The organism is Sphingomonas alpina (genome assembly GCF_014490665.1).
Taxonomy (GTDB): Bacteria; Pseudomonadota; Alphaproteobacteria; order Sphingomonadales; family Sphingomonadaceae; genus Sphingomonas; species Sphingomonas alpina.
This window is the reverse complement of the sequence record NZ_CP061038.1, coordinates 980785-1001689: the sequence shown is the minus strand read 5'-3', so window position 1 is coordinate 1001689 and position 20905 is coordinate 980785. Positions and strand designations below refer to the sequence as shown.

At 64.9% G+C, this 20905-nt stretch carries 20 protein-coding genes, 1 tRNA gene and 1 pseudogene; 15 read left to right on the top strand and 7 right to left on the bottom strand.

Annotation, left to right across the window (positions count from 1 at the left end; genetic code table 11):
* Positions 1-111 precede the first annotated feature (111 nt).
* The 4 genes from H3Z74_RS04615 to aat all read left to right on the top strand — a co-directional run bounded on the left by H3Z74_RS04615 (position 112) and on the right by aat (position 3544).
* Positions 112-1413 (top strand): Y-family DNA polymerase, encoded by a 1302-nt coding sequence (locus H3Z74_RS04615; protein ID WP_229726883.1) that lies wholly within the window; start codon positions 112-114, stop codon positions 1411-1413.
* Positions 1414-1544: 131 nt separating this feature from the next.
* A complete protein-coding gene (locus tag H3Z74_RS04610; RefSeq protein WP_187762798.1) occupies positions 1545-1925 on the top strand; it encodes a hypothetical protein in 381 nt (126 codons plus the stop codon).
* 138 nt (positions 1926-2063) lie between these two features.
* The gene (locus H3Z74_RS04605) at positions 2064-2777 is read left to right on the top strand and encodes a ParA family protein (RefSeq protein WP_187762797.1); all 714 of its coding nucleotides are present in this window, start codon (positions 2064-2066) and stop codon (positions 2775-2777) included.
* 86 nt (positions 2778-2863) lie between these two features.
* Entirely contained in the window at positions 2864-3544 is a 681-nt protein-coding gene (gene aat, locus H3Z74_RS04600) for a leucyl/phenylalanyl-tRNA--protein transferase (protein ID WP_229727055.1), read from the top strand.
* Between the two features lie 35 nt (positions 3545-3579).
* On the opposite strand, the pseudogene H3Z74_RS04595 reads toward aat, so the two are convergent.
* The 5 genes and pseudogenes from H3Z74_RS04595 to H3Z74_RS04575 form a co-directional block, all read right to left on the bottom strand.
* A pseudogene (locus H3Z74_RS04595) lies at positions 3580-3813 on the bottom strand (DUF2155 domain-containing protein); the annotation flags it as partial.
* Between the two features lie 215 nt (positions 3814-4028).
* Complete coding sequence (locus H3Z74_RS04590) at positions 4029-4421, bottom strand: NADH:ubiquinone oxidoreductase subunit NDUFA12 (RefSeq protein ID WP_187762796.1); 393 nt, start codon at positions 4419-4421, stop codon at positions 4029-4031.
* 51 nt (positions 4422-4472) lie between these two features.
* Positions 4473-4967, bottom strand: coding sequence for a DUF192 domain-containing protein (locus tag H3Z74_RS04585; RefSeq protein WP_187762795.1), 495 nt, complete (start codon positions 4965-4967; stop codon positions 4473-4475).
* Entirely contained in the window at positions 4967-5560 is a 594-nt protein-coding gene (locus H3Z74_RS04580) for a cold-shock protein (protein ID WP_187762794.1), read from the bottom strand. Before H3Z74_RS04580 ends, H3Z74_RS04585 begins: the two co-directional genes overlap by 1 nt.
* Before the next feature lie 69 nt (positions 5561-5629).
* A complete protein-coding gene (locus tag H3Z74_RS04575; RefSeq protein WP_187762793.1) occupies positions 5630-6196 on the bottom strand; it encodes a regulatory protein RecX in 567 nt (188 codons plus the stop codon).
* 110 nt (positions 6197-6306) lie between these two features.
* On the opposite strand from H3Z74_RS04575, the gene H3Z74_RS04570 reads away from it, so the two are divergent.
* The 7 genes from H3Z74_RS04570 to rplA all read left to right on the top strand — a co-directional run bounded on the left by H3Z74_RS04570 (position 6307) and on the right by rplA (position 13079).
* Entirely contained in the window at positions 6307-8085 is a 1779-nt protein-coding gene (locus H3Z74_RS04570; protein WP_187762792.1) for a fatty acyl-AMP ligase, read from the top strand.
* Between the two features lie 103 nt (positions 8086-8188).
* On the top strand, positions 8189-10546 hold the full coding sequence (locus H3Z74_RS04565) for a putative bifunctional diguanylate cyclase/phosphodiesterase (protein ID WP_187762791.1): 2358 nt from the start codon (positions 8189-8191) through the stop codon (positions 10544-10546).
* Between the two features lie 46 nt (positions 10547-10592).
* Positions 10593-10669, top strand: a tRNA-Trp gene (locus H3Z74_RS04560).
* 393 nt (positions 10670-11062) lie between these two features.
* Positions 11063-11263, top strand: coding sequence for a preprotein translocase subunit SecE (gene secE, locus H3Z74_RS04555; protein WP_187762790.1), 201 nt, complete (start codon positions 11063-11065; stop codon positions 11261-11263).
* A gap of 4 nt (positions 11264-11267) precedes the next feature.
* Positions 11268-11804, top strand: coding sequence for a transcription termination/antitermination protein NusG (nusG, locus tag H3Z74_RS04550; RefSeq protein WP_034156737.1), 537 nt, complete (start codon positions 11268-11270; stop codon positions 11802-11804).
* Between the two features lie 140 nt (positions 11805-11944).
* Positions 11945-12376: a 50S ribosomal protein L11 gene (rplK, locus tag H3Z74_RS04545; protein ID WP_034156738.1), complete on the top strand. Its 432-nt coding sequence runs from the start codon at positions 11945-11947 to the stop codon at positions 12374-12376.
* Positions 12377-12380: 4 nt separating this feature from the next.
* Positions 12381-13079 carry a 50S ribosomal protein L1 gene (gene rplA, locus H3Z74_RS04540; RefSeq protein WP_034156739.1) on the top strand — a complete coding sequence of 233 codons (699 nt, stop codon included), beginning with the start codon at positions 12381-12383 and terminating at the stop codon, positions 13077-13079.
* An 84-nt stretch (positions 13080-13163) separates the two neighbouring features.
* Here rplA and H3Z74_RS04535 read toward each other — a convergent pair whose 3' ends face one another.
* On the bottom strand, positions 13164-13646 hold the full coding sequence (locus H3Z74_RS04535) for an MliC family protein (RefSeq protein ID WP_187762789.1): 483 nt from the start codon (positions 13644-13646) through the stop codon (positions 13164-13166).
* 134 nt (positions 13647-13780) lie between these two features.
* Between H3Z74_RS04535 and H3Z74_RS04530 the strand changes: the two genes are divergently transcribed.
* From H3Z74_RS04530 to H3Z74_RS04515, 4 genes are all read left to right on the top strand, one after another.
* Positions 13781-15532, top strand: coding sequence for a VanW family protein (locus tag H3Z74_RS04530; RefSeq protein ID WP_187762788.1), 1752 nt, complete (start codon positions 13781-13783; stop codon positions 15530-15532).
* 200 nt (positions 15533-15732) lie between these two features.
* Positions 15733-16203, top strand: a complete 471-nt coding sequence (locus H3Z74_RS04525; RefSeq protein WP_187762787.1) for a YfiR family protein — start codon at positions 15733-15735, stop codon at positions 16201-16203.
* Entirely contained in the window at positions 16200-17426 is a 1227-nt protein-coding gene (locus H3Z74_RS04520) for a diguanylate cyclase domain-containing protein (RefSeq protein WP_187762786.1), read from the top strand. The genes H3Z74_RS04525 and H3Z74_RS04520 overlap by 4 nt, the downstream gene beginning before the upstream one ends.
* Before the next feature lie 24 nt (positions 17427-17450).
* Complete coding sequence (locus H3Z74_RS04515) at positions 17451-17942, top strand: OmpA family protein (protein WP_187762785.1); 492 nt, start codon at positions 17451-17453, stop codon at positions 17940-17942.
* A gap of 69 nt (positions 17943-18011) precedes the next feature.
* Here H3Z74_RS04515 and H3Z74_RS04510 read toward each other — a convergent pair whose 3' ends face one another.
* The gene (locus H3Z74_RS04510; protein WP_187762784.1) at positions 18012-20486 is read right to left on the bottom strand and encodes a PhoX family protein; all 2475 of its coding nucleotides are present in this window, start codon (positions 20484-20486) and stop codon (positions 18012-18014) included.
* Between the last annotated feature and the right edge of the window lie 419 nt (positions 20487-20905).

The window sequence follows — 20905 nt, the reverse complement described above, 5'->3', positions numbered from 1 at the left end:
TCATAGCGGAATAAGTATGTCCGCGCGATTAATTTCGCTGGTCTTTCACTGAATTATCCGACGTTACGGCATCCTGTCGCGCGCGGCAATGTTCTGCTATTGTTCCGAATTGTGCCGACCGATTCGCTCATTTTGCCCCCGCGGCCGCTGCGCTGGTTGTTCCTCGACCTGAACAGCTATTTCGCGAGCGTCGAGCAGCAGTTGAACCCGGCGTTGCGCGGCAAGCCGATCCTGGTTGCGCCGGTCGACAGCGACACGACCGTCGCGATCGCCGCTAGCGTCGAGGCGAAGCGCTACGGGATCAAGACCGGAACACCGGTCTGGGAAGCGAAGCGACTTTGCCGCGACCTGATCGTCACGCCCGCGCGGCACGAGAAATATGTCGAATATCACGACGCCATCGTCGCCGAGGTGTGGAAGCATATTCCGGTCACCAAAGTCTGCTCGATCGATGAAGTCGCGTGCCGGCTGCTCGACAATGAGAATGGCCGCGACGCCGCCATCGCGCTTGCCCATCGTATCAAGGCTGGGATTCGCGCCAATATCGGCGAGTGCATGACCAGTTCGGTCGGCATCGCCCCGAACCGGCTGCTCGCCAAGCTCGCCTCGGACATGCAGAAGCCCGACGGCTTGATCATCCTCGATGCCGAGACATTGCCCGAGCGGCTCTACGACCTTGCCTTGCGCGATATTGCCGGGATCGGCGCGAAGATGGAACGGCGGCTGGCACAGGACGGCATCAACGACATCCGCCAGTTGTGCGAACGCCGGCCGCGCGATGCCGGCACCGCGTGGGGCGGTACCAATGGCGACCGGCTCTGGTATCTGCTCCACGGCGTCGACCTGCCCGAAAAAGCGACGCAGAGCCGCTCGATCGGCCACAGCCACGTCCTGTCGCCGGGCAAGCGCGGCGTCGAGGCGGTCCGGCTCACCGCACGCCGGCTCGCACTCAAGGCGACGAGCCGGTTGCGCCGCAAATCCTATCGCAGCCGGCTGCTCGTGCTTCATGCCCGCTTCGAGGACGACAAATCGACCTGGCGCGCCAGCCGCAAGCTCGCCTCGACCCAGGACAGCTTCGCCGTGCTCGCCGCGCTCGAGACCCTGTTCCCGCAACTTTATGCTGCCGGGAAGGTCAGGCCGGGCGATTTCCAGATCCGCATGATCGGCGTAACACTTGCCGAGATCGAGCCGGTGACCGGCGAACAGGCCTCTTTATTCGGCCTGCTCGACCCCGATGATCCGTTGGCACGAGAGACTCGTACCCTCTCGCTGAGCCGCGCGATGGACCGCATCAACGAGAAATTCGGACGCAACGCGGTCAGCCTGGGCCCGCAATCGGGCGGCCGGATCGACCGCGTCGGCACCAAGATCGCTTTTGGCCGTATCCCCGACCTGGACGAATTTCACGAATGAATTCGGGTTAAATGTCTGTTTGTTAAGCGTATATAAATGACGCTTTTATTGCGGTGCAAAGGGCTCGTTTCGGCCCGAAAACTGGGGCCTTGACGAAATCTTTTGCGTGCGCGAAGCGTCGCCCCGACATGATGAACCGCACCCTCCCGCTCGTTGCCGTCGCGCTGCTCGCGCTGTCGGCCTGTAACAACAACAAGTCGCCTGAAGTGCTGACCAGCGTTGCACCCGATCCTCAGGCGGAGGCAATCGCCAACCGCGCACCGGTCGAACTGCCGCCGGCGATGAAGGCGGAAGTGACGTTCCGCTGCAAGGATAACAGCCTGGCCTATGTGACATTCTTCCAGGGCGACAAGCAGGCGCAGCTGAAGACCGAGAAGGCCGGTCCCACGACCGTGCTCAAGGCCGCCGAAGCCGGCAAGCCGCTGGTCGCGGAGGGCTACTCGCTGACCGGCAACACCAAGAACATCACGCTGACCCAGCCGGGCAAGGGCACGCTGACCTGCAAGGGCTGATCGCTCCAACCTTTCACCCAAACCAAGCGGCCGGTGGAGCGATCCACCGGCCGTTTTCTATCCTGAGGTAAGGCGACCCAGCTTGCGTCACCCCCTGCCCTGCGGCACGATGCACTGCACAACAGCCGGAGGACGCGCATGGCGACAATCGCGATCTACAGCCTCAAGGGCGGCGTCGGGAAAACCACGCTGGCGGTCAATCTCGCCTGGTGTGCCGCAACCCTGTCCGCGCGCCGCACCTTGTTATGGGATCTCGATCCGCAAGCCGCGAGCAGCTTCTTGCTGTCCGACAAATCGCCGAAAAAGCCGGCCCAGGATGTCTTCTCCAAGGATGTCGAGCCCGACAAGCTGATCCACAAGACCGCGATCGAACGGCTCGACCTGATTGCCGCCGACGCGTCGCTGCGTGGCCTCGACCTGCTGTTTCACGAACTCGACAAGAAGAAACGGCTGCAGAAGCTGCTGACGGGCCTGCGCAAATCCTATGACCGCATCCTGCTCGACTGCCCGCCCGGCCTGACCGAAACCAGCGACCAGGTGATGCGTGCCGCCGACCTGATCGTCGTGCCGGTCATTCCCTCCCCGCTGTCCGAACGCGCTTATGCCGAGGTCGTGAAGCATCTCGGCGGGAAGGCTGAGGTGCTACCGGTCCATTCGATGGTCGATCGCCGCCGCAAGTTGCATGCCGAGGCGCTGGCGCGCCACCCCGACTGGCCGGTCGTGCCAATGGCCAGCGTGGTCGAATCGATGGCGGTGCGCCGTGCCCCGGTCGGCAGCTTCGCCGGCCGGTCGGCCGGCGGCCAGGCCTTTGCTCAATTGTGGCAAGCGGTCGAACGGCGGCTGGCCAAGTGACCGGCACGCCGCCTGATGCGGCGTTCGATGTCGTGCCGCTCGACCCCAATCTGGTGCTCGGCGCCTATGCGGTCGGCGTGTTCCCGATGGCCGATGCGCGCGACGCCGACAGCGTCTATTGGGTCGAACCCAAGGAACGCGCGATCCTGCCGTTGGACGATTTCCATCTTTCGCATTCGCTGAAGAAGACGCTGGTCGCCGATCGGTATCGCGTCACCGCGGACACCGCCTTTGCCCGGATCATCGCGTTGTGCGCCGAATCCGCGCAGGACCGCCCCGACACCTGGATCAACACGCAGATCGAGCAGGTCTTTCTCAAGCTCCACGCCATGGGCTTCGCCCATTCGATCGAGGTCTGGCACGAAGAGGAACTGGTCGGCGGCCTTTATGGCCTCGCGCTGGGCAAGGCGTTCTTCGGCGAAAGCATGGTCAGCCGCGCGCGCGACGCGTCGAAGGTCGCAATCGCCTGGCTCGTCGCGCGGCTGCGCGTTGGCGGCTTCACCCTGCTCGACTGCCAATTCATGACCGATCACCTCGCCTCGCTCGGCGCGGTGGAGATTGGCCGGGCCGACTATGTCGGGTTGTTGACCGGCGCGATCGAGGGTGTGGTCGGGGTCGGCGAAGCCTCGGTCGCGGCAGGCGCTTCGGGCGATTTCTTCTCGCTCGATCGCGGGGCCGCGCTCTTATCGTCATCCGCGCCGGCGGCGACCGAATCGGGTCCGCCTTCGGGGAAAGTCATCGCGCAGCTTTTGACCCACACATCATAGATCGGGTGCAGCACGACGTTGAGCTGTGGCCGTTCCTTGTACAACCAACCCGAGAAGACCCGCTGCCAGCTCTTGTTCGACTGCTCGATATCGACCTGCACGAACGCGCCGGTATAGGGTTGCTGCTCCCAGGGCGCTGTGCGTTCGCACGCGCGCAGGCGAATCACCACGCCACCGACCCGAGTCGCCTGGCCCGGCTTCAGCGTCACGTCGCGGGAAACGCCGTTGCGCTTGTTGAGCAGCCCCAGCACCGCGACGCGTTGCGCCATCGGCGTGGCGCCATAGGACGGATCGACGCCGGACGAGACATCGATCGTCGTCACATCGGTCGAGGGTATCTCTTCATCGAGCGCAGTACGCGGCGCTACCGCCCGCCCCTCGGGCGACGCCTTGGTCGCGCGATCCTGCCACCAGCCATAGCCGAACCAGCCACCGACCCCCAGGACGAGGGCAAGCCCGGCCCCGATCAGCCAGCGGCGATTGATCACGCGTCTGGTGTCCAGGCTTCGTAATCGCCGGTCGCGGCGGCGCGACGTCCGCCCTTCTCGAGCGCGCCGGGCGGCCGATAGGCCAGATTGGTGCCGGTCAGGTTCGGCAGGGCCGGCTTTTCCCATGCGCGCGGCGCGGGGAGCGAGCGATCGGGCAGATCGTCGACCTGATGATGCAGCCAGCTGAACCATTCGGGCGCGACGCGACTCGAATCATTGGCGCCCGCATAGATCACCCAGCGGCGCGGATTGCCGTTGGTGTCCTTGCCGCCCTCATAATAGACATTGCCCAGCGCGTCGTCTCCGACACGGGTCTTGCCGCGCAGGCCGATCATGGTGCCCCAGCTGGCGCCGTTCCACCAGGTGAATGGATTGAGATTGATGCCCATGATCCGCGCTTAGCCGCCCAGCGGGCTGCCATCAACCGCGATCAGCGGACCTTATTTCTTCCCGGTCCAGCTGACGGCATCGCCTTCGACGATCCCCAGCTCCAGTGCACGGCCGCCATTGATCTCCAGCACCGCCCCAACCGGCTCGCCCGACGGGACGGGCGCTTCCGAGAAAGGCACGGTATTTTCGGCGATATGCGCGATCGTCCCGTCGGCCCGGATGAAGATGATGTCGAGCGTGCTCGGCGTATTCTTCATCCAGAAGCTCGCTTCGCGCGGCGCACCGCCATTCGGCGGATACGGCGCAAAGAGCATGCCGCCGTCCTTGGGGATGCCGGTGCGGTACATCAGGCCCTTTTGCTGCTCCGCTTCGGTATCGGCCAGGTCAACCTTGAAGACATGCGCGCCGTTACTGCTCTTGACCGTCACCACCGTGGCGGCCGCAGCTTCGCCGGAGGTCGAGACGGCGTCGCCGCGTGTACATCCGCCAGCCAGCACGATCGCGCCGAACGCGACAGCCGCTATCCAGGATCGGGTGCCTGCCATCAGCTTCCTTCTTCGACGGCCACCGCCAGGGGCCCCTTGCGCCCCTCGACGATCCGCGCGCGCAGTGGCTGATCGGGCTCCACCTCGACCAGCCCGGCGCGGCGCAACGTTTCCATATGCACGAATATATCCGAAGAATCGGTACCGCGCACGAGAAAACCGTATCCCTTCAACCGGTTGAACCATTTGACCGTCACCGCCTCGAACGGCCCGGCTGAGTCGATCAGGGCGGCGGGATCAACCCGCTCGCCCGCCGCCCTGGCGCGCGGCAGCGGTTCGACCGCATGAGTCAGGTCGATCGAGACGATCTCGGTTGCCTGCAGACCGCGATCGCGCTGAACGGCATAGCATTCGATCCGCGCCCCTTCGGGAAGGCTGCGACGGCCATGCGACTGCAGCACCGAGAAATGGATCAGGATGTCGCCGACCGACGGATCGTCACCGACCACGAAACCAAAACCGCGCGTCACGTCGAACCATTTCAACGTACCGGCATGCAGCGTCCCGTCGGACACAGGCCCACCCTCCGCATCTTCCGACGACGATATTTCCCCAAGCCGGTCCCATTCCACCGGCTGCGCTTCGATACGCATACGTAACTTCCCCCGCAAAACCGCCATAGCACGATCGTGGCGGCGGGAAAAAGCCCAAGCTTGACCGCGTTACGGCCAGTCCCGGGACAATGTGTCGATATCCTCGCCCGGCGCCATGGTGGCGATCCGCCGTGACAGGGTAAATTCATGCCCGCCACGGATCATCGCCGCGATCTGCTTTTCGCGCAACGGGCGATCCGCCGCTTCGGGCGCAAAAGGTCCGATGCGCTTCTTGCGCGCGAAAGTCAGCGCCGCATCCAGCGCGCGTGCCTCGATTGCCGGCGCGAGCGCCTCGGCATCTTCCGCATCGATCCCGGCCTGGCGGAATGCACCGGTCACGCGCCGCTTGCCCAAGCCGCGCCGCGCCATCGCAGACGCCCGCGCCTCGCCGAACGCACGGTCGTCGATATAGCCCAGTTCGGCCATGCGCTCGGCAATCGCAACCGGATCGGCGCCATCGCCTTCCCAGCCGCGCGTGCGAATCTTGCGCGTCAGATACTCGGCAAGCCGCGCCCTGGTGGTGGAGAAACGCTCGACATAGCGCAGCGCCAGCCGCTCCAGCGCGCCCGCATCGAGCGGTGGAACGACACGGCGTTCGCGGTTCGGGCGCTCCCGGGATGGGCGATCTGACGACATGCGCCATCATTGTGCCACAGTCGGACCCGATTTTGAACGCCAGCGCGGGGCAGAGGTGAACGCTTCTACAAGAGCGGCACATCAAGCGCCGCCACTAGGGCGCAAAATAGATGACGACCGATACACTGCCTCAGGACGGGCGACTGGACGAGCGGAGCGCTGCAGCGCCCCTCATCGCTACGCCGACCGATGACGGCTTGCCGCGGCGCTTTGCCGATTTCGAAACGCTGGGCGCGGCGCTCGACTATGCCGCCAGCGGATCGCGGGGACTCAATTTCCATGACGCGCGCGGTACATTGTCGCGCCCCTATCCGTTCAGCGAGATGCGCGATGATGCGCTCGCCATGGCGCGCCGCCTGATCGCCGCCGGGGTCATGCCGGCGGACCGGATCGCACTCGTCGCCGAAACCGGTCCGGAATTCGCCGCCATCTTCTTCGGCGTGATCTATGCCGGCGGCTGGCCGGTGCCGCTGCCGCTGCCGACTTCGTTCGGCGGCCGCGATTCCTATATCGAGCAGCTGCGTGTCCAGCTTTCGAGCTGCGACCCGACGATGCTGATCTATCCGCCCGAACTCGCCCAGATGGCCGGCGAAGCGGCAAAGATCGCCGGAGTCGAGGGAATCGACTGGTCGGAATTCGAACGGCGCGAGGCGCCCGAAGTGTCGCTGCCCCAGGCGCGCGGCAGCGACGTGGCCTATCTGCAATATTCGAGCGGCTCGACCCGCTTCCCGCACGGCGTCGCGATCACGCATCATGCGCTGCTCAACAACCTTGCCGCGCACAGCCATGGCATGGATATCACGGACAGCGACCGCTGCGTCTCGTGGCTGCCCTGGTATCACGACATGGGCCTGGTCGGCTGCTTCCTGTCGGTGGTCGCCAACCAGGTATCGACCGATTATCTGAAGACCGAGGATTTCGCGCGCCGCCCGCTTGCCTGGCTGGATCTGATCAGCCGCAACAAGGGCACCACCCTCTCCTATTCGCCGACCTTCGGCTACGATATCTGCGCGCGCCGCATGTCGAGCCAGACCAAGGCGAGCGACCGCTTCGACCTGTCGCGCTGGCGCGTCGCCGGCAACGGTGCCGACATGATCCGCCCCGACGTGATGCAGTCATTCGTCGATGCGTTCGCCGATGCCGGGTTCAAGGCAACCGCTTTCCTGCCCAGCTACGGCCTTGCCGAGGCGACGCTGGCAGTGACGATCATGCCGCCGGGCGAAGGCATCCGCGTCGAGCTGGTCGAGGAAACCCAGCTGTCGGGCGTTCCCCATGGCCAGGATCGGCCGCAACGATTCCGCGCAATCGTCAATTGCGGCAAGCCGGTCCGCGACATGAAGGTCGAAATCCGCGAAGAGGACGGCACGCCGCTCCCCGAACGCGCGATCGGCAAGGTGTGGTGCGCCGGCCCGTCGCTGATGGTCGGTTATTTTCGCGACGAGGCATCGACCGAGGCGTGCATGTCCGACGGCTGGCTCGATACCGGCGACATGGGATATATCTCCGACGGCTATGTCTATATCGTCGGCCGCGCCAAGGACATGATCATCGTCAACGGCCGCAACCATTGGCCACAGGACATCGAATGGGCGGTCGAGCAGCTTCCCGGCTTCAAGGCCGGCGACATCGCCGCGTTCGCGATCACCACCCCTGGCGGTGAGGAAACCCCCGCCGTGCTGGTTCAGTGCCGCAGTTCCGATGATGCCGAACGCGTCCGCCTGCGCGAGGAAATTCGCGAGCGAGTTCGCTCGGTCACCGGCATGAACTGCGTGATCGAACTGATCCCGCCGCGCACCCTGCCACGGACCAGCTCGGGCAAGCTGAGTCGGGCGAAAGCCCGCAACCTCTATCTCAATGGCGACATCAAACCGTACGATCTGGCGGCATAATCCCTCTCCCGGGCGGGAGGGGGACTCAATTTTTCGCAAAATAAGTGCCGGAACCGCCCTTCGTCTAACCTTCCGCTAACCAGCATCGCGTAATCATCGTGGTGTGAGCACCCAGCCTTCCTCCCAATTCGCCCAGCCGCGCATCGATGCGCGCGCGCTCCTTGGCTTGTACGATCCGGCGGATACGACGGATTGGGCGCCGATCCGGGCCGCGCAGCTCAATGCGGGCAGTCAGCTCGCGGTATTCCTGTTCGGTGCGAATCTGGTCGGCGCGGCGCTTGTCTTCCTGCTTCTTGCATCGATCGCACCGCTATGGGCGCTGGCGAGCTGGGGTGCGGTCACCGCCGCGGTCGGCGCCGCCATCACGTTTCGCCGACTCGCCTCGCGCAGCCGCACCGGCCACACCGCAACCTTGGCCGACGTGCGTGACACCGTGCTCGAGGGAATCGCGCTCGCCGCCGTCTGGTCGGTGCCGCCACTCGCCTTCGGGGTGAAGGCCGACGCCAATGTCGCGCTCGGCCTGTGGATCGTCCTGTCGGTCCTGATGACCGCGTCCGCCGTGGCGATGGCGGCACTCCCACTCGCCACGCTCGCCTTTCTCGGCATCCTCGGCGCCTCGATCGCGGTCATGCTGTTCGTGCTGACCGGCCCGCTGCTCGCCGCCGCCGCGTTGCTCTTCACCGTTTTGCTGATGCTCGGCTGCTTCGTGCGCGGCAAATCGCTGGTGGTGATCCGCGCCGGCGAAATCGCGCTCGCCGAACGCGATGAAACCGTCAGCCTGTTGCTGCGCGAGTTCGAGGAGAACAGCGCCGACTGGCTATGGGAAACCGACGCCCAGCGCCGCATCGTGCGCGCTTCGCCGCGTTTCGCCCATTCGGTCGGCCTCGACCCGCTCGCGGTCAATGGCATGCCGTTCCTGCAGGTGCTGGCCGGCCCGACCTGGGAAGCGGGCAATTTCGCCGCCGGCCTGCGCACGCTGGCCGACAAGCTGAAAGGACGCGAGGCGTTTCGCGACCTGCTGCTGCCCGTCCAGGTGCAGGGTGTGGAGCGCTGGTGGGAAATCGCCGCCTCCCCACGCTTCGATGAACGTGGCGGGTTCATCGGCTTTCGCGGCGTCGGGTCCGATGTCACCGAGCAGCGCGCATCGGCCGACAAGATCAACAAGATGGCGCGCTTCGACACGCTGACCGGCCTGCCCAACCGTTTGCTGATCAACGAAGCGCTGGCCCGGGCGATGGCGGAGGCCGACAAATGGGGCAGCCGCTGCGCCTTCATGATGATCGACCTCGACCGGTTCAAGGCGATCAACGATACGCTCGGCCATCCGATCGGCGACCGCCTGCTCGGCCGCGTGTCGGAGCGGCTCAATCAGTTGATCACCGACAATGAGACGATCGGGCGCCTGGGCGGCGACGAGTTTGCCGTGGTGGTGCGCGATGCGACCGATTCAGCCCGGGTCGAAAAGCTTGCCCAGTCGATCATCGCCACTTTGTCCAAGCCCTATGAGCTCGACCAGCACACGCTCTATATCGGCGCCAGCATCGGCGTCGCCACCGGCCCGCGCGACGGCCGCACCGCGGAGATGCTGATCCGCTCCGCCGACCTCGCGCTGTATCGCTCGAAGGATGCCGGCGGCGGCACCTTCCACTGCTACGAGCCACAGCTCCATGTGCAGGCCGAGGAGCGCCGCGTACTCGAAATGGCGCTGCGCAAGGCACTGCAGAATGGCGAGATGCACCTCAATTATCAGCCGGTGGTTGCCGCCGACACCGGCGAACTGACCGGTTTCGAGGCGCTGCTGCGCTGGATTCATCCCGAGTTCGGCAACATTTCGCCGGTCAAGTTCGTACCGCTGGCCGAGGACGCGCGGCTGATCGCGCCGATCGGCGAATGGGTGCTGCGTACCGCGTGCGAGGAAGCCACGCGCTGGAATCACCCGGTACGCGTCGCGGTCAACGTTTCGCCCGAACAGCTGCACAATCCGGCCTTTGTCGCCGTGGTCGCCTCCGCGCTCGCGCAAAGCGGGCTGCCCGCCGACCGGCTCGAACTGGAAGTGACCGAGAGCGTGTTCATGAAGGAGGGCACCTGTGCGATCCAGGTCCTCGAGAAGATCCTCGACATGGGCGTCCGCCTCAGTCTCGACGATTTCGGCACCGGCTATTCCTCGCTCGGCTATCTCAGCCGCACGCGCTTTTCCTCGATCAAGATCGACCGCAGCTTCGTGCAGGGGGCGTCGCAGGGCGTGCCCGAGGCGATCGCGATCATTCGTGCCGTCGTCGCGCTCGCACAAAGCCTGGGCATGGCCACCACCGCCGAAGGGGTGGAAACCGAAGCCGAGCATCTGATGGTGCAGGATCTCGGCTGCTCCAAGGTCCAGGGCTATTATTTCGGCCGTCCGTTGCCGGTCGAGGAAGCCCGCGCGATCGTCAATCATGGACAAAGAGACGCAGCGGCCGCTTGAGGCGCTTGCCCCGGACGCCGGGGCTCGCTAAACGCCGCTACCGCACAGGGGTGTAGCTCAGTTGGTTAGAGCGTCGGTCTCCAAAACCGAAGGCCCTCGGTTCGAGTCCGAGCTCCCCTGCCAGTCTTCATCACCGAAAACATCATTCGCGCGGCGTTGGTCGAGCGCGCGCAGCGACGCACGCTCCGCATCATTGTTGAGCGTGGCGAGAATCCGGATCGTCCGGGCATCAAGGTTCATGTGCAACCCCCGTGATAGTTTCCGCCAAGATTGCGGATTTGGGTCGGAAACGTGACAGCCAATCGATCGATCCATCCGAAATGGAGGGATTATGCGTTAACCATCCATCCCGTGCAGCGCGCGCGATGGGCCGAATGCCATCGCTTGCGTTACGGCGCCTGAATCGCTAGATGCAGCGGCCATCCGATAGCGAGGATTGGGCGGCACCGGTTCGGTTGGAACCGGGCAGCGGCCCTTTGCCTCGTTTTTGGGCATTTTTTGAAAGCGGCACTTAACGTGGCACGAACGACACCACTCGAATTCATCCGGCAGGTTCAGGCCGAGACCAAGAAGGTCGTCTGGCCATCGCGTCGCGAGACGATCATGACCGGCGTGATGGTGATGATCATGACGACGTTGCTGGCGATCTTCTTCCTCGGCATCGATTCGGTGTTCGAGATGGTCGTCGCGTTCCTGTTGTCGCTGGCCAAGGGTTGAACGCATGTCGCGCTGGTACATCATTCACGCTTATTCCGGTTTCGAGGGCAAGGTCCGCGATTCGATTATGGCTGAGGCGACCCGCATGGGTCTCGAGCAGCTGGTCGAGCAGATCGAGGTCCCGACCGAAACGGTGACCGAAGCCCGCCGCGGCAAGAAGATCGCGGTCGAGCGCAAGTTCATGCCCGGCTACGTCCTCGCCAAGCTCAACATGAACGACGACGTCTATCACCTGGTCAAGAACACGCCGAAGGTGACCGGCTTCCTCGGATCGATGGGCAAGCCCCAGCCGATCAGCGAAGCCGAAGCCGCGCGGATGCTCAATTCGAAGGAAGAAGCCGCCGCCGCGCCCAAGGCCAAGATGAAGGTCGATTACGAGATCGGCGATTCGGTCAAGGTGCTCGACGGCCCGTTCGCGAGCTTCAACGGCATCGTCGAGGAACTCGATTTCGACCGCAGCCGCGTCAAGGTGTCGGTGTCGATCTTCGGTCGCGCCACCCCGGTCGAGCTGGAGTTCGAGCAGGTCGAGCGCGCGAAGTAATCGCCGCCGCGATAAGCAAATTCAGTTTCGGGCCGTTCGTCCCGGTGTCCCGCAGGGGCCGCGAAACGAACCAGTGAATGCGTACCCGCGGGAGGCCGTAAAAAGCCGTTTGGACCGCTAAACTTGAAAGAGAGTGAGACATGGCAAAAAAGATTACCGGATACATCAAGCTGCAGGTGCCGGCCGGCAAGGCCAACCCCAGCCCGCCGATCGGCCCGGCCTTGGGTCAGCGCGGCGTCAATATCATGGAATTCTGCAAGGCGTTCAACGCGCAGACCGGTGACCAGGAAGCGGGCACGCCCCTTCCCACCGTCATCACCGTTTATGCCGATCGCAGCTTCTCGTTCGAAACGAAGATGCCGCCTGCATCGTACCTGATCAAGAAGGCCGCCGGCCTGAAGTCGGGTTCGAAGGAGCCGGGCAAGGTTTCCGCCGGAAAGATCAAGCGCTCGGCGCTGAGCGAAATCGCTCAGACCAAGATGAAGGATCTGAACGCGAACGATATCGAAGCGGCAACGCGCATCATCGAGGGCTCGGCCCGCGCGATGGGCCTCGAAGTGGTGGAGGGCTGAGAACATGGCAAAGCTGACCAAGAAGGCGAAGACCCTCGCCACGACCGTCGATCGTGAAAAACTCCACGGCATCGACGAAGCGATCTCGATCGCGCGCGCCAATGCCACCGCCAAGTTCGACGAGACGATCGAAGTCGCGCTGAACCTCGGCGTCGATCCGCGTCACGCCGACCAGATGGTCCGTGGCGTCGTCACCCTGCCCAAGGGCACCGGCAAGACGGTGCGCGTCGGCGTGTTCGCCAAGGGCGCCAAGGCTGACGAAGCACGCGAAGCCGGTGCCGATGTCGTCGGTGCGGAAGACCTGATGGAAATCGTCCAGGGCGGCACGATCGATTTCGATCGCTGCATCGCGACCCCGGACATGATGGGCATCGTCGGTCGTCTCGGCAAGATCCTCGGACCGAAGGGCATGATGCCCAACCCGAAGCTCGGCACCGTGACGATGAACGTCGGCGAAGCGGTCAAGGCAGCCAAGGGCGGCCAGATCGAATATCGCGTCGAAAAGGCCGGCATCATTCATTCGGGTATCGGCAAGGCGTCGTTCCCGGCGGAAGATCTGCGCGCGAACTTCGACGCGCTGGTCGATGCGATCGTCAAGGCCAAGCCGTCGGGCGCCAAGGGCAAGTATGTCCGCAAGATCGCGGTCAGCTCGTCAATGGGCCCGGGCATCAAGGTCGACACTGCCGAGGTCGTCGCGGCGTAAGCCTCGCACCAGCAATATGGAAATGCGAAGGGCCGGAGGAAACTCCGGCCCTTTTGCTATCCGGGGCTAACCCGATGGCGCCGCTCAGCCGATATCGGGTTGCGCCTTCGCATCGGCCGCCAATCTGCATTTCAGAACGACTTGCCTGTCGCCGGATGTGTCGCCGATCGGCGCCTCGATCAGCAGCGCGCGGTTGCCTTCGCTCCACCAGGCCAGGCTCTTGCCCTTGGTCATCCCGGTGACGCTCATATATTTCGATCCCGATGCCGCCGAAACAGCGGGCAGTTCATACGCTTCGCCATTGATCAGCAAGGCGGCGCTGTCATCGCCATACGTAACGATGACCCCGGCTCCATTGTTGCAGGTGAAGCGCTCCGAACCGGCCGCGCTGTCGACATGTGACGCATTGCCGGCATCCGCCGTCACGGGATTGTCCGCGTCCGAACCGGCCGCTTGATTGGCCACGGGCAGCAGGGTTTTGCCGCTTTGATTGACCTCAACCTGATCGTCCTGATCACAGCCTGCGAGCATCAGCAGCACGCCCAGGGCGAGTAACGGTCCACGCATGATGAAAATCCTTCTCCGCAACCTCACACGCTCAGATCGGCATTATGGTCGGCGTGGGAGTCGCCATGACGGCATAATGAGCGCGACACGCAGCCCGGGCAAGACATCGTGCCGGTCCAATTGACTCTGCGGATATGGATGACATCCTGCGGAAAGAGATGAACGAACGTGCCGCCAGCGCAACCGCCTTGCCGCGGACGGGTGTCCCGACCCGCGCAAGCGCCCTGGTCTTTTCGACCAAGGCGATGATGCTGCGCGCGCGTCGCCTGATGCGCGACCTCACCCCGGGCACCGCGCCACGCCGCCATCCGCGATCGGCCGCGTTAAGCGATGCGCCGGTGATCGCGGCGGTCACCTCGCCGCTATGGACGGCAGCGGGTGGCGCCGGGGATCATGCGCTCAATGCCGGCAAGATCCAGAATCTCCGCGCTGCGCTGCGCGGCATCGACGGGATCGAAGTGGCGGCGGGCGAACTGTTCAGCTTCTGGCGCCATGTCGGCCGTCCCGTCCGCCGGCGCGGCTTTGTCGCCGGCCGGGAGCTGCGCGAGGGATGCATGATCGCAACCGTCGGCGGCGGCCTGTGCCAATTGTCCAATGCCCTTTACGAGGCCGGACTGGACGCCGGACTGGAGATTGTCGAGCGCCATGCGCACACCCGCATCGTCCCCGGATCTCGCGCCGCCAACGGGCGGGACGCAACCGTGTTCTGGAACTATCTCGACCTGCGTATGCGCGCCCGACAAGCGTTTCGCATCGAGGCACGGCTCACCACGGACATGCTCGAAGTCAGAATTCGCGGCCGTGGCGGGCCGGTCGATGATCCCGCCGCAAGCCTGCTCGCCGGACTGACTGCGCATGATTGCCTGAGCTGTGGCCAGATCAGTTGCCATCGCCACAGTCCCGACCGGCCACAAACGGCACGGCCGCCGATCGCCTGGCTGGTCGATGCGCCCATCCCCGAATTCGCGGCATTCTATCGAGACGAGGCCGGCCCGGACGATCTGTTGCTGCTTCCCACTCGCCGCTTCGGCGCGGGCGCGCAGGGCTGGCCGCAGATCGGGCGCGAGCGTACCGCCGACCTGACCACGTTGCGGCGCTCCGCCACGCTCCGCCTCCGCGCCGGTGCGGCGCCGCTGGCCGCGCAGATGCTGGCGGCGGATGCGCGCCTGGCGGCGGCCCATGCGCGCGGCCTGTCCGCTGCCCACACCCATCTCGTTGTCGCCCAGACGCTGCTGCCACATCTCTGGCGCTCCGGCGTACTGCAGGGCCGGCGCTTCGAAGTACTGCTCGACCGGCTGCCGATGCAGTCCTTGCAGGCCATCCTCGATGCGGCGCATGCGCGTCATCCCGAAAGCTCGACGCTGAGCGATTTTCGTGCTCCCGAACCGATCGTCGCGGCGGAAAGCGCCGCGCTTGCGGCGGCATACCGTCTGATCACGCCACACCGCACGGTGGCCGGATGCTTCCCGTATCGCGTCGAGCTGGTCGACTGGGCGGCGGCCACACCCCTTCCTGTGCGCCGTGGCGGACGCACCTTCCTGTTCGCCGGCCCCGCCGTGGCGCGCAAGGGCATCCATGCGATGCGCGAGGCGATGACCGGGCTCGATATCGACCTGGCGATCGAGCGTGATGCGATAGAGGAACCGGATTTCTGGTCCGGCCTGACGGTTCGCCACCTTGGCAATGGCGAACCGCCGACCGAGTTGGCGGGGGTCGTTCTCCCTGCCCTGTTCGAACACCGCCCGCGCACGTTGCTGCGCGCACTTGCGGCGGGGCTGCCGGTGATCGCGACGGCCGCCTGCGGCCTGCCGCCTCAACCGGGCCTGACGCTGATCGAGCCGGATGATCCCGGCCATCTGCGCGACGGATTGCTTGCCGCGCTCTGACAACCGGCTCGATCGCCCCTTCATCGTCTCCTGTACCGCGCCGCAGCAATTTGCTGGCAATCGACCGGTCATTTCGATAGCGTTCGTGACGGGCCGCTTAACCATAAGGCCGAGTGGGGAATGACGCGCTGGTGTTTTTCGGAATCGCCCTGTTGGCGGCGAGCGTCGACGGTACCGTCAGTCCGCCCCCGACTGCCGTTATGGAATCGAAATTTCCATCCGACGCGGCCGAGCAGGCGATTGCCGTGTCGCGCACCATAGGCGGGATCATCAGCTACACACGCTGGCCGGTGAACCCTCAGCAATTGCGGCTCTGCATCAGCGGCGCCACCCAGATCGCGCTCCGGCCGGCCGAGATCGACCGCAATGCGAGCCGGCCGGTCGCGCTGCGCAAGATCGCTGCGGGTGGCACGACCAGCGACTGCGATATTCTCTATCTCGGGGCGATGGCGCCGGACCAGCAACGCCAGATGATCTCCGGCATTCATGGCCGCGGCGTGCTGTCGATCGCCGAAACCGACCCCCTATGCCGCGGCGGTACCATGTTCTGCCTGCATTTGCGGTCCGGCTCGCTCGGCTTCCGGCTCAGCGTCGACGCCATTTCACGCGGCACGGTCCGGGTCGACCCTCGCGTGCTGCGCATCTCGTCCGCGAGTGGGGGGCCGGCATGACGGATCCTGCCAAGCCCGCCCCCTCCAAGCCCCTGCCCACATTGCGCCAGGTGCTGACCCGGGTTCATTTCCGGGTGACCCTGTTCGCCGTCGGTATTGCCGGTCTGACCGTCCTGCTGACGGGTTTCACGGCAGTGGGGCTCTATGCCAAGCAGAATCTCAAGCTGATCGCCCAGACCGCAAGCTATAGCGTGGCGCCCGCGATCATCTTCAACGACGCGGAAGCCGCACAGCGCAGCATCGCCCCGCTTACCACCACTGACGGGATCGCCGAGATCACCGTCTCCACCGGCGGCGGCCGCGTCCTGGCGCAGTGGAAGTCTCCAACGGGACCCGCACCGTTTCTGTCGCTCAACCGGATCGTCGAAACCTTGTACTTCACTGACCCAACGGTCGCGCCAGTGGTGCATGAGGGTGCGACCATCGGCGAGGTCAGGGTTCGCGGGCAGACCGGGATCATCGCTGGCTATATCGAGGCTGGATTGCTCGGCACCCTCGCCTGCCTGGTCGTGACGGCCGTTGCGACTTTCCTGCTGGCGCTTCACCTTCAAGGCGCCGTGATCGCACCGCTGCGTGCGATTGCAGCCGTGGCGCATGCGGTACGCGTCGATCGCGCCTTTGACCGCCGGGCCCCCAAAGCGACGATCCTCGAGGTCGACACGCTACGCGACGATTTCAACGCTCTGCTCGCCGAGTTGGAGCAATGGCAGCACCGGCTGCGCTATGAGAATGAAACACTCAGTCATCGCGCGACGCACGACGCGCTGACCGGCTTGCCCAACCGCGCCCTGTTCGACCAGCAACTCGCCGCCATGCTCGATCAGGCAAACCGCGAGGGCGCGAGTTTTGCCGTGCTCTATGCCGATGGTGACGGGTTCAAGCAGATCAACGATCGGTTCGGCCACGCCGCCGGCGATGTCGTCCTGGCCGAGATCGGCGTGCGACTGCGCGCCAGCCTCAGCACGCATGACCTCGCCGCGCGGCTCGGCGGCGACGAGTTCGCACTGCTACTGGCGTCGCCCAGCGACCTGGAGGCGGTCATGCGAGTGCGCGAGAGCATCACGGCGGCGATGATCGTGCCGATCGACCTCCCCTCGGGCGAGCGGATTTCGGTCAGCCTCAGCATCGGTGCCGCGGTCTATCCGCAGGACGGCGCGGATGTGGCAGCGCTGGTCCACCATGCGGACAGCGAGATGTTCGTGGCGAAACGGTCCACACGATAAAGGCAGATAACGAGGACGATGAAGATGGTGTTCGGACGTATATCGATCATTCTCGCCGCAATCACGGCGCTCCTGCTTGGCGGTTGCGCCACGCCGCAGCCGCGCGGCATCTGGTCGCCCGAGCAGCTTGCCGTGCTGAAGGAAGAAAATTTCGTCCAGACGGCGCGCGGCTGGGAATTCACGGTCGACGACCGACTGCTGTTCGCCACCGACGAGAGCCAGCTCGACGCGAGTCAGACCGATACCATCGTCCGGATCGCCAAGCGGTTGCTCGCGGTGGGGATTCAGCATGCCGAGGTCGAGGGCCATACCGACAAGACCGGCACCACCGAATATAACGACCAGTTGTCGAAGCGACGCGCGGATGCGGTAGCCGGGCTGCTGACGACCAATGGATTCGCCGCCGAGAATGTTCGCGCCACCGGCCTTGGCGAGCGTTTTCCGGTCGAAACCAACGCGTCCGCCACCGGGCGCCGCGAAAATCGCCGGGTGGTGATCCTGCTGACCGCGCCCTGATCCGGCAAGATGACCGACAAGCAAAAAGGGCCGGGGATCACTCCCCGGCCCTTTGCTTTTCTGCCGGCTTCAGAGACCGACGATCCCGCCATCATCGCGAGTGATGACGATCGTCGCCGAGCGCGGCCGCGATCCGGTTGCCGACCCACCCGACTGATTGGCCGGCCAGTTGCTGCTGATGCTCGCCGCATTGCCGCCTTCACCCGGATGCTGGATATTGACGAACAACGACTTCCCGTCCGGTGTCGAGTGAATGCCGGTGATCTCGCATTCCTTCGGCCCGACCAGGAAGCGCTTCAGCGTTGTGCCGGGCGCCTTGCCCACGCGCGTAGCCTGAGTGCCGCTAGCGCCGTCGCGCGTGTTGGTCACGGTGCGCGTCGCGCCGTCATTGACCGCACCCGGGATCGCGGCCAGCAGCATGCAGTTGGTCTGATCGGTAAAGGCGCCGTCGTCGGTTTCGATCCACAGGATCGGCGTGCTCTGACCGGAGATATTGCTCGGCAGGCCGAACCACAGGCCATCGGGCGACGAGAAATCGTTGGTCGCATCAAGGCCCGACAGGTTGATATTGGTCGGGTCGAGATCGCTGCCCGCACCGAAAGCATAGATGTCCCAGGCGAAGCTGGTCGCCTCCGACGTATCACCGCTCTCACGCAGGCGGATGATATGGCCGTTGGCGTTGCCCTTGGTTTCACCACCCGTGCTTTTCGGGTCGGCATAGGCGCGCGGATTGGCAGCGTCGGTATTGGTTGCAAGGCGCGAGCTGTTGTTGGTCAGCGTGCAATACATCTCGCCCGTCACTGGATTGACCGCAGTCCATTCCGGCCGATCCATCCGCGTCGCGCCGAGCGCATCGCCGGCAAGGCGTGCGTTGATCAGGACATCGGCCTGGCTGGAAAAGGCATAGGCCGGATTGCCGGCGGTCAACGGCCCGGTGCCGAACACCAAGGGCAGCCACTGGCCGCTGCCATCGGCGTTGAATTTGGCGACATAGAGCGTGCCGGCATCGAGATATTTGTCGCCGATCGCCAGCCGGTCGGTCGCGGTGGCGTCGGCCGCCGACCACGCCGCGGTCGACACGAACTTGTAGATATATTCGTTGGTGGCGTCGTCGCCCATATAGAAGGCGGGCCGCACGCCCGCGACGGTGCGGCCGATCTGGCAGCCCTCATGGTTCATGCGGCCGAGCGCGGTGCGCTTGCGCGGCGTCGAGGCCGCATCGAACGGGTCGATCTCGACGATCCAGCCGAACTGGAACGCTTCGTTACGGAAGTCGCCGGTGCCGTCGGCCGGCTGGGCGGCACGCGCGGTAACATTCCAGCGCGCATAGATGGTGCTGGCAGTATCTGCCGGTACCACCGTTGCCCAGCCATAATTGCCCGGGCGGTTCTCCGAAATGCCGTAGCGCGCCAGGCTGACATTGGCCTTGGCCGAAGCGCCGCCGCGGGTTGCGACATCGCCTGTCTCGCGCTTGAAATAGCCGGCCCAATTTTCCTCGGCGGTCAGATAGGTATTCCACGGCATGGTGCCGTTGGCACAATTGTTGATCGTGCCGCGTCCGCTCGTCCCGTCAGTCGAGAAGACGGTCTTCAGCGCGGCGTCGCCGCGCACCGGTCCGCTGAAGCGCATCTGCGTCAGCGGCGTGACACGGCGGTTGAGCGACGAGGCGGGGCTGTAGGACCAGGCACTGCCCGAGCGGCTCACCTCGACCACCGACACGCCATGGCATTCCATTTCCTTCAGCGCTTCCGCTTCGGGGCGGATACCACCAGGCGCGGTTGAGCCACCGACATGGAGGTAGGCCTGGGTGATATTCTCATGGTTCATCGCCAGCACGCCGCGGCTGCTGTTGGTCGGATCGGGCGCGTTGCCCGACGCGGCGAGGCCGAAATAGCTCATCCCGTCATGGTGATCGCCGGCGCGGCGCGAGAACATGGTGTCGCTGCCGTCATTGGCATAGGCACCGGCGCCGGACAGGATCGGGTCGCCGAGGCGGTACAATACAGTCACGGTATAGCCGGTCGGCACAGCGACGATATCGGCCAGGCTCTTGGGCGTGGCGACGAAGCCGAGCTGTGCGGGACTGACCGTGACGGTCGCGTCGGCGGTGGTCGAAACATTGCTTGCGTTGGTGCCGGTGAAACGGAACACCAGAGGTGTGGCAACCGCAACGCTCGGCGCGACGAAGGTCGCGGTTCCGGCATTGACGACCGTCAGCGTGACCGGGGGCCCGCTGACTTGAGTCCAGCCGCTCGACAGCGCGGCCCCGGTCACCGTGCCGGTCAGCGTGACCGTCCTGCCCGACGTGGTGGCAATGCTGCCACCGGCCGATACCGTCACGGGCGGCGCCTGTTCTGCCGCGCTCGACCCGCAGGCCGAAAGCATCGCGCCGCCGAACACAGCTGCCGTTGCGGCCGAAATCCCACCGAGCAAGGCCTGGCGGCGGGAATAGCGCGCATCGACCAGTTCGTTCAGATGCGGCGAGGCAGCGCTGAAATTGGTGTCGATATCGCCATCGCTATAGGCGGTCATCGTGTCGGTCATGGTATCCCCCTTGGAATCGCCGATTGGCGTCGGGGCCGCTGTGTCGGTCTAACCTGTCACCAGCGTTGCGGGATCGGGTCGCCACCAAGACTCTTCGATAACAGAATTGCGACAGTGAGGGCGGGAACGCGCCGCATTTGACTTTTCCACATATCCCGCTAACAGCGCCCCCTCTCCCGGCACGAGTCCGCTCGCGCCGGGATACCGTCCGAGACAGTAGGTGCCGGCTTCCGGCTTAATCTCCTACCGAGACGGGGAATGGAATTCTTGCCGCGCGCCGGGTTCGCCCTGCGCCGGTTCGCCTGCCGCTCCTTAAGCGGCCGGTTCCCATGCCCCAATCGACGGACAACCCGGGTGCACGGGTTAGTCGTGCTCCCGGTCTTAACCGGCCCGCATGTTTGCGCATGTGGGTCAGATAC

Excerpts from the sequence above, each read along its gene's own strand:
- H3Z74_RS04610 (WP_187762798.1), top strand. The coding sequence starts at position 1,545 with ATGAACCGCACCCTCCCGCTCGTTGCCGTCGCGCTGCTCGCGCTGTCG.
- H3Z74_RS04605 (WP_187762797.1), top strand. The coding sequence starts at position 2,064 with ATGGCGACAATCGCGATCTACAGCCTCAAGGGCGGCGTCGGGAAAACC.
- aat (WP_229727055.1), top strand. The coding sequence starts at position 2,864 with ATGGCCGATGCGCGCGACGCCGACAGCGTCTATTGGGTCGAACCCAAG.
- H3Z74_RS04590 (WP_187762796.1), bottom strand. The coding sequence starts at position 4,421 with ATGGGCATCAATCTCAATCCATTCACCTGGTGGAACGGCGCCAGCTGG.
- H3Z74_RS04585 (WP_187762795.1), bottom strand. The coding sequence starts at position 4,967 with ATGGCAGGCACCCGATCCTGGATAGCGGCTGTCGCGTTCGGCGCGATC.
- H3Z74_RS04580 (WP_187762794.1), bottom strand. The coding sequence starts at position 5,560 with ATGCGTATCGAAGCGCAGCCGGTGGAATGGGACCGGCTTGGGGAAATA.
- H3Z74_RS04575 (WP_187762793.1), bottom strand. The coding sequence starts at position 6,196 with ATGTCGTCAGATCGCCCATCCCGGGAGCGCCCGAACCGCGAACGCCGT.
- H3Z74_RS04570 (WP_187762792.1), top strand. The coding sequence starts at position 6,307 with ATGACGACCGATACACTGCCTCAGGACGGGCGACTGGACGAGCGGAGC.
- nusG (WP_034156737.1), top strand. The coding sequence starts at position 11,268 with ATGTCGCGCTGGTACATCATTCACGCTTATTCCGGTTTCGAGGGCAAG.
- rplK (WP_034156738.1), top strand. The coding sequence starts at position 11,945 with ATGGCAAAAAAGATTACCGGATACATCAAGCTGCAGGTGCCGGCCGGC.
- rplA (WP_034156739.1), top strand. The coding sequence starts at position 12,381 with ATGGCAAAGCTGACCAAGAAGGCGAAGACCCTCGCCACGACCGTCGAT.
- H3Z74_RS04535 (WP_187762789.1), bottom strand. The coding sequence starts at position 13,646 with ATGCGTGGACCGTTACTCGCCCTGGGCGTGCTGCTGATGCTCGCAGGC.
- H3Z74_RS04530 (WP_187762788.1), top strand. The coding sequence starts at position 13,781 with ATGGATGACATCCTGCGGAAAGAGATGAACGAACGTGCCGCCAGCGCA.
- H3Z74_RS04525 (WP_187762787.1), top strand. The coding sequence starts at position 15,733 with ATGGAATCGAAATTTCCATCCGACGCGGCCGAGCAGGCGATTGCCGTG.
- H3Z74_RS04520 (WP_187762786.1), top strand. The coding sequence starts at position 16,200 with ATGACGGATCCTGCCAAGCCCGCCCCCTCCAAGCCCCTGCCCACATTG.
- H3Z74_RS04515 (WP_187762785.1), top strand. The coding sequence starts at position 17,451 with ATGGTGTTCGGACGTATATCGATCATTCTCGCCGCAATCACGGCGCTC.
- H3Z74_RS04510 (WP_187762784.1), bottom strand. The coding sequence starts at position 20,486 with ATGACCGACACGATGACCGCCTATAGCGATGGCGATATCGACACCAAT.